A 15,089-nucleotide genomic window follows, 5' to 3' on the forward strand; every position below is an offset into this window, starting at 1 on the left:
TTATTCTGCGTTTTATTTACGGAAAATATAAAGCTATCTTTAAGTTCCAGACAATTCCTGTGAAAACAGCCGGATGATTTATTTAACACATAAGGGATAAACATATTAATAAAACAGTGGCAGTTGTTAACTAATTATTTAATTTGCACTATACTGTTCATAAAACCTGGATAAATACCAACATGAAATTTTCAATAGATCATAAAAGCGGCGTTCCGCTTCATATACAGGCCGAGAACCTGCTAAGAGAACTGATAAAAGACCCTGAATACCAGGCAGGTAAGCTTTTACCCAACGAAGTAGATTTGGCAAAAAAACTGGCCATCTCCAGGACCACCTTGCGCCAGGCTATCAATAAACTGGTTTATGAGGAACTCCTGATCAGGAAGAAAAAGCTGGGAACAAAAGTGGCTCAGCCCAAAATGAGCTCAAAAGCTATGAACTGGCTGAGTTTTACCCAGGAAATGCAGGCACGCGGTATTATCATTAAAAATTACGAACTGCATGTGAGCTGGGTGTACCCCGACGATTACATAGCCAACTTTTTTGATATAAAAACCGAAAAAAAGATACTGAAACTGGAACGCTTAAGAGGAAATGCCGACGAAGCTTTTGTTTATTTTGTATCTTATTTTCACCCCAGGATTGGCCTTACCGGCGATGAGGATTTCAAGAAACCACTATACGAAATGCTTGAAAATGAGCATTCTGTAGTTGCCGACCTGTCAAAAGAAGAAATTAGCGCCAAGGCGGCCGATAAATTTATTGCCGGAAAACTGGAGATAGATATTGGCAGCCCCGTACTTTTCAGAAAGCGTTTTGTATTTGACCAGGGCGACCGGCCAATGGAGTATAACCTGGGTTACTACAAAGCCGAAAGTTTTGAGTATACAGTAGAAAGCCGAAGGACAAGTTAAGCCGAAACTAAATATTGATTACTTGTTTGGAATTTAAATGAAATCTAATATGTTTGCACATTATAACATATAACGATTATATGAACAGAGGTCCCGTTTTAAAAAATGACGTCAAACCAGATATTCAAGAACTGAGGTCGACCAGCCAGTTCCTCATTCCGGCTGAAAAGCAATCGGCACAAAAATCTGAATACGATATCTACCCCACATTTAAAATTGACGGACCTATTTTTAGCGGATTTGGAAAGCTGGCAGGCTGGATAATAGCGCAGCAACAAAACGTCATTATTGATGGATACTCTGGCGTGTACTGGGATATTTTTGTACAACACCTTAATGCCGAGCTTGTTGATAAAGGAGCAAACGTAAACTGGATAAACATTAATGAGGCCCTTAAGCCTGAATTGGTTATCCATGCCACAATAGCACCATTTATGGGTGGCAACGACCCTTTGTTTGGGAAGATTTACGAAGGCACCCTGGCAGATTTTTTTGACAGCGATGTGTTGAGCGAATTAAAGCCGGTATGCAACTGCCTGAATATTATATATGGCTGCGGCGCGGCACTCAGTGGCTGGCAGGCGTCGCTTATTTACCTTGATGTTCCCAAAAACGAAATCCAGTTCAGGTCGAGGGCAAACAAGATCTGCAACCTTGGCGATCATCAGCCTGCAGACCCTAAATTACAGTACAAACGGTTCTATTTTGTTGACTGGCCGATACTTAATAAACATAAAAAGCAACTATTGCCTGCTGTTGATATTATTGTTGACGAGCAAAGGATTGATGATATCAGTTGGGCGACCGGCGACACCCTGAGGAACGCATTAAAACAGCTGTCTGGCCATATGTTCAGGGCGCGGCCATGGTTTGAGCCAGGCGTATGGGGTGGCCGCTGGATAAAAGATAACATTAATGGATTAAACGACGACGTGGTAAACTATGCCTGGTCGTTTGAGCTGATAGCACCCGAAAATGGCATAATACTTCAATATGATGACCTTATGCTGGAAGTATCATTAGATACCCTTTTTTTATACAACAACAAGGCTATTTTAGGTAAAGCGGCTGCCAGGTTTGGTGATGCCTTCCCCATCAGGTTTGATTTCCTGGATACTTTTGATGGCGGCAACCTTTCATTGCAATGCCATCCTACGGTAGCTTATACCAAAGCCAATTTTGGCGAAGATTTTACGCAGGACGAAACCTATTACATCCTTGATGCCGAACCTGGTGCCGAGGTATACCTGGGTTTCCAGGATAATATCGACAGAGAGGAATTTAAAACAGTACTGGAAGATAGTTTTCAAAACAACCAACCCGTTGAAATAAAGGGCTTTGTACAAACTTTCCCGGCAAAAAAACACGACCTGTTTTTGATTCCGAACGGTACAGTACATTGCTCGGGCAAAAACAATATGGTGCTTGAAATAAGTGCAACGCCGTATATTTTTACCTTTAAAATGTACGATTGGCTTCGCCCGGACCTGAATGGAAACCCGCGCACACTGAATATCGACAGGGCATTTGAAAATCTAAACTTCGACAGGAAAGGCGATGTGGTTACCGACACCTTAATATCAAAACAAAGCGTAGTAAAACATGGTAAAGATTGGCTGGTAATTAACCTTACCACGCATCCAGAGCATTTTTACGCTATTGAGCGTTTTGAATTTGACACAGTTGTTGAAGAAAGTACCAACAACCAATGCCATGTATTAAGCCTGGTAGAAGGCGAAAGCATAAAAGTTACCACCAATGGATTAACGCAAGTTATCCATTATGCCGAAACTTTTATTGTACCGGCCAATGCGCTAAGCTACACCATGACCAATACCGGCAACGGCAGGGCAAAAGTGGTGAAAGCCTTTGTTAAGGACGAATGCTGTTAGTTAACAACCTAAAATAAAAATAAACCATTACCTAAATTACCAATTCATGAACCAGCAAAATTCAAAGTCTGTACAAAGCAGGTCTACCCTATTTTTGGTGGCCATTACTTTGGTAGCAACATTGGGCGGTTTACTTTTCGGTTTCGATATGGCCGTAATTTCGGGCGTGCTGCCTTTTGTAAAAAGCCAGTTCTCGTTATCGTCTGCTACCGAAGGTTGGTTTGTATCATCGGCATTAGTTGGCTGTATTATCGGCGTATCCTTTTCGGGCGATTTAAGTGACCGGATAGGTCGTAAAAAGATGTTGATGTTAGCGGCTGTATTGTTCCTGCTTTCGGCTATTGGTTCGGCGTTATCATCGGGCTTTACCTTACTTATACTGGCACGCATGCTTGGTGGTATGGGCGTTGGGGTGGCATCAATTGTAGCACCTTTGTATATCTCAGAAATTGCCCCCGCAAACGTAAGGGGCCGCCTGGTTACCTTTTACCAGCTGGCTATTACCGCGGGGATACTGGTGGCCTATTTAACCAACGCGGGCTTACTAAGTTTTTCGTTAAACTATAAAGGCAGCGGATTGGGCGATATTTTAAACCTGGTACTGGTTAAGGAAGTTTGGCGCGGCATGTTGGGTTTAGGTACAGTACCAGCCCTGCTATTTTTTACGGGTTTATGCTTTGTACCCGAAAGCCCGCGCTGGCTTATCCAACAAGGTAAAAATGATGAAGGCATAGCTATTTTGGCAAAAATCACCAATATGGCTTCGGCTCAAAAAGATGCCATACTCATTCAAAACACCAAAAGCCAGGAGAAAGGATCATATAAAGAAGTGTTTTCGCCGGCCATGCGCAAGCCCCTGCTTATCGGCTTATTGCTACCCTTGTTTTCCCAATTTAGCGGTATTAACGCGGTGATATATTACGGGCCGCGTATTTTAAGTGATGCGGGCATCAACATTACCAATGCCTTACTTGGGCAAATCATTTTCGGCATAGCCAATTTCCTGTTTACCATTATAGCCATCTGGAAGGTAGATAAAATGGGGCGCAGGCCATTATACATTGTAGGCTCGTTGGGTGCTACGGTGTGCCTTGCTTTTACCGGCATTTGTTTTTACACCGGTACAACCAATAGCATTGCTTTGGTTATCAGCATTATATTATTCCTGGCCTGTTTCGCATTCTCTATCGGGCCGCTTAAATTTGTTATCGCTTCAGAAATTTTCCCTACCAAAATACGCGGCAGGGCTTTGGCTTTAAGTATAATGGTCATGTGGATTGCCGATACTATTGTGGGCCAGCTTACCCCCATGTTTTTAGGATCGGTTGGGCCGGCAGCTACCTTTTGGTTTTTCTCGGCTTGCTGCCTGCTATCATTCTGGGTAGTATATAAAATGGTGCCTGAAACTAAAGGTAAATCGCTTGAAGAGGTGCAGGAGATTTGGGCAGGGCATTGAGCCTGTCCAAACAGCCTCACCCTGCCCTCTCCAAAGGAGAGGGTTCTTGATTTGCATGTTTTTTAGGTCCTCTCGTTTGGAGAGGATTTAGGTAAGACTGCTTCTTTGGAGAGGGTTTTTGATTTGCATGTTTTTTAAATCCTCTCCTTTGGAGAGGATTTAGGTGAGGCTCTTAACGATATATAAAAAAGCAATATGATAAGGATACGCAAAATCGTTGCATTGTTCCTGGCAATTTCATGCGCCTATTTAAGCGGCGGCGCGCAAACAAAGCAGCCGGTTGATTACGTTGACCCGTTCATCGGCACATCAAATTCCCGGTGGATGCTGTTCCCGGGCGCTACAATGCCCAACGGGATGGTTAAGCTTAGCCCCGATAACCAAAGAGGGGTTTGGCAGGGTGGCTATGAGTATGCCGTAGGGAGTATCCACGGCTTTAGTTTTTTACATGGCTGGACAATGGCGGGTTTGTTGACTATGCCTGCCAACGGCGATCTGTCGACATCACCGGGCGCGGCCGATGAGCCGTTTAAAGGGGCGGGGGCGGGTTACCACTCCAGGTTCAGGCACGAGGATGAAAAGGCCTCGCCAGGGTATTATTCTGTTTTCCTGATGGATCCGCAGGTTAAGGTGGAACTGACTGCAACCGAACGGACCGGTGTGCAGCGCTATACTTTTGCCAAAGACAGCTCGAACCGGATCATGATCCAGCTTAACATCCCGGCGGAGTATGGTTATGACCTGAAAGATGCCGTTATTACCAAAGTATCCAACTCCGAGATACAGGGTTATGCCAAAACCGCATCGGCCAACTTTAATGACTATACCTTGTATTTTGTGATGCAGTTTAGCAAACCCTTTCATGATTTTGAGGGATATGGAAACCAGTCGGCAGTTAAAAGCAATAAAGAGATCAAAGGATCGGGCGAGCTGGGCGCATACGTTACCTACCCAACCTCGAAAAACGAACAGGTAATACTCAGAACCGGCATTTCATTTGTTAACATGGACCAGGCCCGGCTCAATCTTAAAACAGAATTAAAAGGTTTCGACTGGAATTTTGATGCCCTGGTAAAGCATAACCGAACAATTTGGAACAATACCCTAAAAAGCATTGCAGTAACAGGCGGCAGCGAAACCGATAAGAAGAAATTTTACACCAATTTTTACCGCTGTTTCACGGCCAAGATGATCATGAGCGATGCCAACGGAAAATATACCGATGCCTGCGAAAACGTACAGCAATTACCAGCCGGCCGCACCGCAATGATAGGTGGCGATGCTTACTGGAATACCTTTTGGAATTTAAACCTGCTGTGGACCCTAACATCGCCCGATATGGTGCAGCAACTGGTAGATACGCAGCTGGAAATGTATGAAAAAACAGGCTGGCTGTCCAAAGGTCCCGCGGGAGTTGAGTACTCGGGCATTATGGAAGGCTCGCATGAAATGGCATTAATCACCAGCGCTTATTTAAAAGGCATATTAACCAAAGATGCCGAGATAGCTTACCGCGCCATGAAAAAGACTATGGAGGTTGAACCCGGCCCAACCTGCGGAGGCAATCCGGGCAATCCACAGATAACTGATTATGCCAAATTTGGCTTTGTACCTGTTGAAAAAGGTGCCACTTCAAAAGCATTAGATTATGCCTACGACGATTGGTGCGTAGCCCAGATGGCCAAATTGCTGCATAAAGATGATGACTATAACTTCTTTTTAAAGCGATCTGCAAGCTGGAAAAACGTTTTTAACCCGGCAAGCCACTACGTTACGCCAAGGAAAGCAGATGGCTCATTTATCCCTGATTTTGACCTTTTTTCGGTGAGCCATTTTGTGGAGGGCAACTCCTGGCAATATTCGTTATATGTACCGCATGATGTTCCGGGTTTGATCAGTTATATCCATAAGGATGAATTTTTAAAGCGGCTAACCATCGGCTTTCAAAAATCAGAGGTACACAAATTTGCAGCACACGCACTTGACCGTACCATGGGGCAATCGGCCGAATATTATATTAACCAGGGCAACGAGGTAAATATGCAGGCTGCTTTCCTCTTTAATTATGCAGGCAAGCCATCTCTTACCCAATATTATACCAGGAAGATCCTGAACACTTTTTATGATGCCTCGCCCTATGTTGGCTGGAATGGCGATGAAGACGAAGGCCAGATGGGTGCCTGGTTTGTACTAAGCTCGATGGGTTTATTTGAAATGAACGGCGGTACATCGCCCGATTTAAGGATTGATATTACCAGCCCACTTTTTAGCAATATTAAAATCAATTTGAATCCATCCTATTTCAAGGGAAAAACCTTCGAGATTAAGGCATATAATAATTCGGCCAAAAACATCTACATCCGCACGGCAAAGTTAAACGGCAAAGTTTTAAAGGATAATCATATCAGCTTTAAAGATATTGTAAACGGCGGCAAGCTGGAGTTGTATATGAGCGCCACGGCTAATTAATTTCAGATGCCAAATATCTAACGGAGTAAGCCATTTTTGCATTTTTGTAGAGACGCATAATTGCGTCTCCCGCGTTTAGGTCCAATTTGCAAGGGCTGAGGCTATGTCGCCTATGTGCAAATCAAGCTTGCATTTATAATCGGCCTTTTTATTTTGAATGCCGTACGGTCGACGCAAAATATTGCGTTTCTACATCATAAAGAAATCAAAGAAATTCAGGATTTGCATGGCTTGATTTGCATGTGGGAGACGCAAAGTATTGCGTCTCTACAAAAAAACACCGATTGTTTCCTATAAATCATGGCGTTGCCTGCGGCCCGGGTTATCCGCTCATACAGCACAGGCATTAGGCTCATGGCCTGTATCCGCTACTCCCCCTAACGCAAATCGTGTTTGGCTTAATTAAAGTCCTCCTATTGATGGGTGACAGATATTCCGCTGACAAAAAAAACTTGCAAGTGTTTGAAACTTGCAAGTTTAGTCCCAGGCAAATTACTGGAGCTACAATTACCTACTGAGCAGCCGGCAAATCCTTAATACCCCAGCTCTTATTAGGCTCAGGCCCCATTTCCAGCTTTAGCTCCCCTCCTTTTAACAATTCAGAAGCGGGAAACCAAAAGGATTGCAGTTCTTTACCGTTAAGCGTAGCGCTTTGTACATATTTATTATCTCTTGATACGTTTTTAGCCTCGATGGTAAAGCTTTGCCCCCTGCCGTACGCGCCGTTAAGGTGAATAGTTACTTTAGGGAAAATAGGGCTTCCTATTTCGTATATCGGGTGTGCACTGGCGCCGCCATCTGTTTGGAAAAGCCCTAATGCATTCATGATAAACCACGAACTCATTTGTCCCTGGTCTTCATCGCCCAGGTAGGCATTGGCCACACCAAAGCCATAAAAACGGTCGACCACCGAGCGGCTCCATTTTTGGGTAAGCCAGGGGTGTTTGCCCCAGTTAAACAGGAACGCAAACTGCATGCTTTGCTGGTTACCCTGTATCACCGGGTAGTCCCAATACTGATCGCCGGGGGCATTAAACCTCAGCTTGTAGCTTTCTTTAAAGCCCCAGCTCAAGCGGTCAATAAACTTATCCTGGCCTATCTTCTGTATAAGGCCAGGTACATCCTGGGGTACAAAAAACGTGAGCTGCCAGGCATTTCCTTCTACATAATGTTCATTAGCGCCTGACCGGAAAGGATCAAAATTTGGATACCAGGTACCATCTGAATTTTTCATCCGCGAATACCCAATAGTTGTATCCATCGCATTTTTCCAATAGCCCGACCTGGTTTTAAAGGTGTCGTAAATATCATTCCGGCCTAATGATTTTGCCAGCTGCGAAACTGTCCAATCGTCATAAGCATACTCCATTGTGTTTGAAAACCGGCCTTTATCATACGGCACATATTTGTATTTTAAATAGGCCTCCAGATCTTCATTCCCCGCAAAACCGGCTTTTCCTACTTTCTGTGCAGGCGTAGTCTGCATTTTTACCACAGCTTCAAGCACCTTTTTTGAATCATAATCGCGGATGCCCATCTGGTATGCGCCCACCATCAGCGGTATTTCATGTTCGGCCACCATCACCGGAACATAATTCATCCCGGCGGGGCCTTTTGCAAGCCAGCCATCAGCATCGTACATGGCCAGCTGGGATTTTACCCAATTTGACGACCATTCGGGCGTTGCCAGGTTCCAAAACTGGTTAAGGTTCCAAAAGGTATTCCAAAACGCATCGCAACCCATCGCCGGCGATTTGGGGTCTTTTAATTGCTGCAGTTTTTTTGAGGCATCAATCCATTGCCCGTTTACATCGCTCCAGGTATTGCGGCTGGCCAGGGCACGGAACATGTTGCTATAAAACCGCATTTTCTCGCGGCTATCGTTGGTGCTTATCTCCAGGCGTCCCAATAGCTTATTCCAGGTTTCCTTTTGTCCATCACGTACCTTTTCAAAACTCCAGTTATATGGTTTGGTAATTTCTTCTGATAAATTCTGCGCTGCATTATCAAGGCTTACCAGTGATATGCCACTACGGGTTTGTACAACCTGGTTTTCGCGGGTATCAAACTCCACATAAGCGCCTGCATTTTTAGGGTCAATAGCCCCAACAATATCACCATCCCCTACTTTATTATTTACCCAGGTGCCAAATTTGCGTATAGGGCGATCAAACTCAATCACAAAATAAACAGTATAGTTTTGATCGACCCCGCCCGACCATGCATCCCTTGTAAATTGTTTGCTTGATCCTTCTATCCGCGTATCGCTAACCTTTTTTAACGTAACATCCTTCAGGTTATAACCATATTCCGCAGGGATTTTCAAGTCTATCATTACCCTTGCATTTTCGGTTTTAGGATAGGTATAACGCTCAAAACCACAACGCGTTGTTGCCGTAAGCTCCGCTTTAATATGGTAATCGGTCAGCATTACTTTATAATATCCTAAAGGCGCCTCCTCGCTCGATTTATCAATCTGCGAGCGGTAGCCGCCTTCGCGTTTGCGCTCGTCACCAATGCGGGTTTGCAGCGGGCCGCTGGTTGGCATCATACCCAGGCCGGCCATCGTCCATTCATGAATGTGGCTAAATGTACCTATACTTTCAAAAGTGGGATCGTACCCACCCATCCAGCCCCCGTTTTGGTTATCGGGGCTTAGCTTAACCATCCCAAAAGGCATCCACGGCCCTGGCGCAATCATCCACCTGGAGTGTGCCGATCCCAGGCGTGTATCCACATAATCTGCAGGCGTTTGTAGTTTGTTAGGCAGCCGCAGCACTATCCCTTTTTCAAGCAAAGTGTCGTTGCAAAAAACCTCGTAGCTGCTTTTTTTTGCGGTTGAAACAGCAGGCATAAGCGCCTCAAACACATACCTTGCCGAATCGAGTTTATCAGCAAAAATTATCTTGCCATCCAGCTTAACCTGCAACTTAGGCTTGCCATTCAGATGTTGTGCGTCAACAAGTAGCGGCTGATATCTTTTTTTGTCTTGTTCAATTTCGTATGCCGCAGGTTTAACGCTGCGCAAAAAGATATTTTTGGGGGCGGTTAGCTGCAATTCCTTTGGTCCATCCAGTTTAACCTGGTCAAATACCAACCATGAGCCATCTATGGAGGTAATTTGTATTTCGTTGCCGCCCTTGTGCAACAGGCCGTTTTTTATGGGGATGGTTAGCGCATAAGGATTGGCCTCACTAAGGTCACCTTCAACAACCTTATTGTCTTTACCTTTTGGAAGCCGGGTTTCAAACGATTTACCGTTGATAACCACCTTTACCAATGGCGGCGCGGCCGCATTATAGCCAACCATGTTTATGGTAAAACTATAAACCCCATTAACCGGCAAAATTTTCACACCAAACAAAATATTCAGCACCTGCGAATGGATGCCCGAAGTGCCGCCCGTGCCGCCCCAGCCATCATTTGGGCCAGGTAATACATATGGCCAGTCAGTTTCGGGTTTAGATAGACCAACCAGGAAAGAACGGTCTTCCCATCCAAAATCATGGTCTAAAAAATGCTGGTATGCTGCAGGAGCCAAGGCCGTCCCCGAGCTGCTGCGGTCGGCTTTGCCTATTTGCCAGATTGAGCCATGTTGAGCAAAACTCCGGCTTAGTGTAAAGCACAAGGCGGCCATTAAAAGCAAACTTTTCCTATTAACTGTTATAACCATATATTCAAAATTGATTTATACATAAATTATTGCTGGCACATTCATAATTGCAAAATGAATTACAATTAATAATGTATGTACATAAATACATAAAATATTTCAATGTGCAAATTTTTATACAATACGACCAATAAATTTATAGCCAAAGCACCTATTGACGAATGCTGAAAATATGGAAACCAGGCAATAAATGTGTCCAATAGTTAATTTGGTTAATATAAAGTGGGCCGAACGCAATGAGTTAAATTTTATTGCTATTGATGTATTATTTATTTTTTTTTATTTTAAATAAACTACATTTGAATAGGGTGGCTCTTTGCAGAACACCTGCCTTTACACGAAACCTGTTAAAAACACTTAATGAGAAGATTATTATTTACCCTGGTGGGAGTATCTGCCCTTTCCGTATGTTTTTCTCAAAATTTATTTACAAAAAAAACAATGAAATACTCATTGAAAGATGGTCTTTCATTTGGTATAATCAACGGGATAACACAGGATAACAAAGGCTTTATCTGGTTTGCAACCGGAGATGGCTTAAACCGGTTTGACGGCACAAACTTCAAGGTGTTTAAATTTGAACCTAATAACCCTTATAGCCTGCCAAGTAATTATGTTCAAAGTATATTTAAAGATACCCAGGGCGATATTTGGATATCATCAAGGAGGGGGATTTACAATTTTGATACCAGCAAAGAGCGTTTTATAAAATTTACCCCGCCTGGTTTTCCCTCAAACTATTTAAACAATGTAAACAGCATTTTCGAAAATAAAAATAGTCAGTTATGGTTCTCTTGTGGTGCATCGGGGTTCTCCTCCTACAATATAAAATCCCATCAGTTTAAAAATTATACAAAAAAACAGCTGCCCGGTTTATTAGGCGATTTATCAGTTACTAATGTTATTGAAGATACTTACGGGCTATTATGGGTGGGAACAAGAGATGGCGGGCTTAATGTTTTTAATACCGGTAATGGAGTGGTTTCAAAAAACCTAAACAGTCAGTTTCCACTTAAACTTATTCCGCAAGGCCTCATTACCTGTATCTATGAAGATCATAATCATAACATATGGATAGCAACCAGTAAAGGCTTGGTACTTTACAACAGAAAAGAAAACACCTTCCACCTTTTTTTAGGTTCAACCTATAAATTACGAAGCAACTATTTTTTTTCGCTTTTGGAGGATGAACATAAAAATCTGCTTGTTGGTCTGTTGGATGGAGGCCTGTATACTATAAATCTCGACAAGGCGGCAAAGTCATCCTATAAAGATATAACCATTGATCCGGTAAGGTCGGAAGACAATTATAGCATTACCGCCCGTACCATCGAAACCTTATTCCAGGATCGGGATAAAAATATCTGGGTTGGCACTTATGGCGATGGCATTTATTTATTGAGCAATGTTCCGGAAAAATTTCAAAAATTCCAGAGTGAGCTGAAAGATAATTACGGCAGTAGCTTTTTAAGATATTATGGAATGTGTATGGATGATGAGGGGTACCTGTGGATGGGTACCGATGGCGACGGGATATACAAGAAAAAACTGAGTGGCGAGGTTGTAAAATATTACAGGGCCGACGGACAAAAAGGCTCCTTAACCAGTAATAATATACTCTGCGCATATAAAGATCACTCCAACACATTGTGGTTTGGGTCGTACTCGCACGGATTATTCAGATACAATAAAACAACTGATTCCTTTACTAATTTTTTCCATAAAGCAAACGATCCCGCAAGTATTTGTTTAAACGATATCAGGTCGATCATTGATGATTCAAAAAACAATTTATGGGTTGGCACCAACGGAGGAGGTTTGAGTTTATTACCGGCTGGCAGTGATAAGTTTATTAACTACAACCCACAAAATAGTGGCATTGGATCAGATTATATACGGGCACTTGCTGAAGATGGCAATGGCAACCTTTTTATAGGGACATCGGCATCCGGCCTTAAATATTATATAAAAAATCAAAATAAGTTTGTTAACTATTTTAGCGACAACGAAGCAGAAAAATTTTTGCCCAGCCATTTTATTTATGCTTTGTATTTAGATGAAAACAAAAATCTTTATATAGGTACCGAAGGAGATGGGCTTGTTGTATATGATATAAAAAACAAAAAATTTAAAAGATATACCGAAAAAAGTGGATTAGCCGATAATACAGTAAATGCAATACAAAAAGATGAGGCCGGCGGCATTTGGATAAGTACCAACAGAGGATTATCGCGAATTGACCTGCAAACAGACAAGATTATTAATTACGATAGCTCTGAAGGGTTGCAAGCCGGGCAGTTTAATCCGGGCTCGTCAATGTACAGCAGTACTAAAAAGTTTATGGTATTTGGCGGTACCGAGGGTTACAATGTATTTTATCCTACAGAGGTTAGGCAAAACTCATTTAAGCCTAAAGTGTTGATTACAGGGCTGCAGCTATTTGGTAAAGAGGTTGAAGTGGGTGAAAAAGATAGTATATTAAACACAGGTATTAACGAATCGACCCAAATTACCCTAAACCCCGACCAGCCGGTTTTCTCGATACAATACGTGGCATTAAACTATGCCTATGCCGAAAAAAGTGAATTTGCCTATCAACTGGCTGGATTAGAAAAAAACTGGAATTATGTAAAAAATCAAAAGTCAGTTACCTATCGCTATCTGCCGGCTGGCGACTATGTATTTAAAGTTAAAGCGGCCAACCAGGACGGTATCTGGTTTGAAAACTATGCAACATTTAAAATAAAAATTCTGCCTCCATGGTATCAAACATGGTGGGCGTATTTAAGCTATTTAATAATAATAGCCACACTTATTTATTACTATTTAAGCTACCGAAGCAACGCGGCCCGGTTAAAGTACGAAGTAAAAATAGCGCAGATATCTGCCGAAAAAGAAAAGGAACTAAACGAACGGAAATTATCTTTTTTTACCAATATTTCGCATGAGTTCAGGACACCGCTCACCTTAATTATAAACCCTGTTAAAGAATTATTATTTAACCCGGGGGCACGAGAAAACGAAACTGCCAACTTAAGTATAGTTTTCCGCAATGCACGCAGACTATTAAGTTTGGTTGACCAGCTATTGCTATTCAGAAAAGCAGAGAGTGAAACCGACAGTCTTAAAATTGTAAGGCTGAATATTGTAAACTTATGCAAAGAGGTTTTTTTATGTTTTAGCCACCAGGCCAAAAGCAAAAACATATTGTTTGATTTTGTTTCGGAAACGGATACGATAGATGTTTTTGCCGATAGGGAAAAGATAGAGATAGTTTTATTCAATTTAATATCAAATGCCTTAAAATTTACCCCGGATCATGGTATGGTAAATTGCTTTATTTCTCAAACGGAAACTTTTGTAAACATAGAAATTAAAGATACTGGGTGTGGAATAGCCGGGAACATAGGCGAACAATTGTTTGATAAATTTTACCAGGTACAAAATGAGTCGTCATTTAACGGTGGCTTTGGTATTGGCCTTTACCTGGTAAAAAAGTTTATTGAAAGCCATAAAGGAAACATTAGTTATACCAGTTTAAACGGAGCGGGCACCATATTTAAGGTTTGCCTGTTAAAAGGCAAAGAGCATTTAAGCCCAAATCTTATTTTTGAAGATGTTATAGAAACCTCCGTTTTTTTGGATGAACTTATTGAAAGTTATGAGGAAGTGCCAGGGCTGAGTAAGGATCCAGGTACTGTTAAAAACAGGAAAAACGATCCGTTTGATTTCGAATCAAAATCGATGCTGATTGTGGATGATAATGAACAAATGAGGCAGTACTTAAGACAGATTTTCTCGCCAAAGTTCGAAATTTTTGAAGCCGCGAATGGTGCCGACGGCTTAGATAAGGTGCACCAGTTTTTACCGGATATTATTATTAGTGATGTGATGATGCAAGGATTAAGCGGCATTGAGTTATGCAGCAAGGTTAAAGAAGATGCTACCCTAAGCCATATTCCGGTTTTGTTACTAACTGCAAGTTCATCGCCCGAAATTAAACTTAAGGGAATTGAAGGTGGCGCCGACGATTACATTAGCAAGCCATTTGAGCGCGAATTACTTTTAGCGCGCGTTGAAGGTATTCTTAAAAGCAAAAATAGCCTTCAAAAGTATTTTTATAATGAAATCACCTTAAAATCAAATGACCTTAAGGTGCCGCCTGATTATAAGGAGTTTTTGGCAACATGTATAAAAGTTGTAGAAGACAACTTAAGCGACGGTGATTTTTGCATAAAAACCCTTGCCGATGAGGTAGGAATGAGCCATTCCAACCTTTATAAAAGAATCAGGGCTATTTCGGGGCAATCCGCCAATGGGTTTATACGATTTATACGCCTGCGAAAAGCTGCCGAGTTGTTCCTTAGTACGGATTGTACCGTTTCTGAAGCTGCCTACAAGGTTGGTATTAATGACCCTAAGTACTTTCGCGAACAGTTTAGCAAATTATTTGGGCTCAACCCTTCTGACTACATAAAAAAATTCCGGGTTCCGTTTCATGCCAATATCACCAGGAATATAGTAAAGGTTAAAATTAACAAAAATTAATTTCTTAAAAAGTAGCAAAAATTTAAATATTAAGCACTTTTTTACCAATTACCCCCTCAAGTTGAATGAATTTACCTCTCTTAGCCGGTGTTTATTTTACCCATCTTAGTACTGCCAACTATAAATGTACCAAC

Annotated in this window: 6 protein-coding genes; 5 read left to right on the plus strand and 1 reads right to left on the minus strand. The window is 42.2% G+C overall.

From position 1 onward, the window contains the following. Window positions 1–182 precede the first annotated feature (182 nt). The 4 genes from AC1RM2_RS31600 (at window position 183) to AC1RM2_RS31615 (ending at window position 6,734) form a co-directional block, all read left to right on the plus strand. On the plus strand, window positions 183–917 hold the full coding sequence (locus AC1RM2_RS31600; RefSeq protein ID WP_274209623.1) for a GntR family transcriptional regulator: 735 nt from the start codon (window positions 183–185) through the stop codon (window positions 915–917). A gap of 80 nt (window positions 918–997) precedes the next feature. Beyond that, the gene (locus tag AC1RM2_RS31605) at window positions 998–2,809 is read left to right on the plus strand and encodes a class I mannose-6-phosphate isomerase (RefSeq protein WP_492989114.1); all 1,812 of its coding nucleotides are present in this window, start codon (window positions 998–1,000) and stop codon (window positions 2,807–2,809) included. A 46-nt stretch (window positions 2,810–2,855) separates the two neighbouring features. Then, window positions 2,856–4,265, plus strand: coding sequence for a sugar porter family MFS transporter (locus tag AC1RM2_RS31610; protein ID WP_492989115.1), 1,410 nt, complete (start codon window positions 2,856–2,858; stop codon window positions 4,263–4,265). 195 nt (window positions 4,266–4,460) lie between these two features. Further along, entirely contained in the window at window positions 4,461–6,734 is a 2,274-nt protein-coding gene (locus AC1RM2_RS31615; protein ID WP_492989116.1) for a GH92 family glycosyl hydrolase, read from the plus strand. 511 nt (window positions 6,735–7,245) lie between these two features. Here the strand turns inward: AC1RM2_RS31615 and AC1RM2_RS31620 are convergent. Further along, a complete protein-coding gene (locus tag AC1RM2_RS31620) occupies window positions 7,246–10,407 on the minus strand; it encodes a GH92 family glycosyl hydrolase (protein WP_492989117.1) in 3,162 nt (1,053 codons plus the stop codon). Window positions 10,408–10,848: 441 nt separating this feature from the next. On the opposite strand from AC1RM2_RS31620, the gene AC1RM2_RS31625 reads away from it, so the two are divergent. Further along, window positions 10,849–14,955, plus strand: a complete 4,107-nt coding sequence (locus AC1RM2_RS31625; protein WP_492989118.1) for a hybrid sensor histidine kinase/response regulator transcription factor — start codon at window positions 10,849–10,851, stop codon at window positions 14,953–14,955. Window positions 14,956–15,089: the final 134 nt, after the last annotated feature.

The organism is Mucilaginibacter sp. GW822-FHT03E02 (genome assembly GCF_058801545.1).

Coding starts and splice junctions, on each gene's coding strand:
- AC1RM2_RS31600 (WP_274209623.1), top strand. CDS start 183: ATGAAATTTTCAATAGATCATAAAAGCGGCGTTCCGCTTCATATACAG.
- AC1RM2_RS31605 (WP_492989114.1), top strand. CDS start 998: ATGAACAGAGGTCCCGTTTTAAAAAATGACGTCAAACCAGATATTCAA.
- AC1RM2_RS31610 (WP_492989115.1), top strand. CDS start 2,856: ATGAACCAGCAAAATTCAAAGTCTGTACAAAGCAGGTCTACCCTATTT.
- AC1RM2_RS31615 (WP_492989116.1), top strand. CDS start 4,461: ATGATAAGGATACGCAAAATCGTTGCATTGTTCCTGGCAATTTCATGC.
- AC1RM2_RS31620 (WP_492989117.1), bottom strand. CDS start 10,407: ATGGTTATAACAGTTAATAGGAAAAGTTTGCTTTTAATGGCCGCCTTG.
- AC1RM2_RS31625 (WP_492989118.1), top strand. CDS start 10,849: ATGAAATACTCATTGAAAGATGGTCTTTCATTTGGTATAATCAACGGG.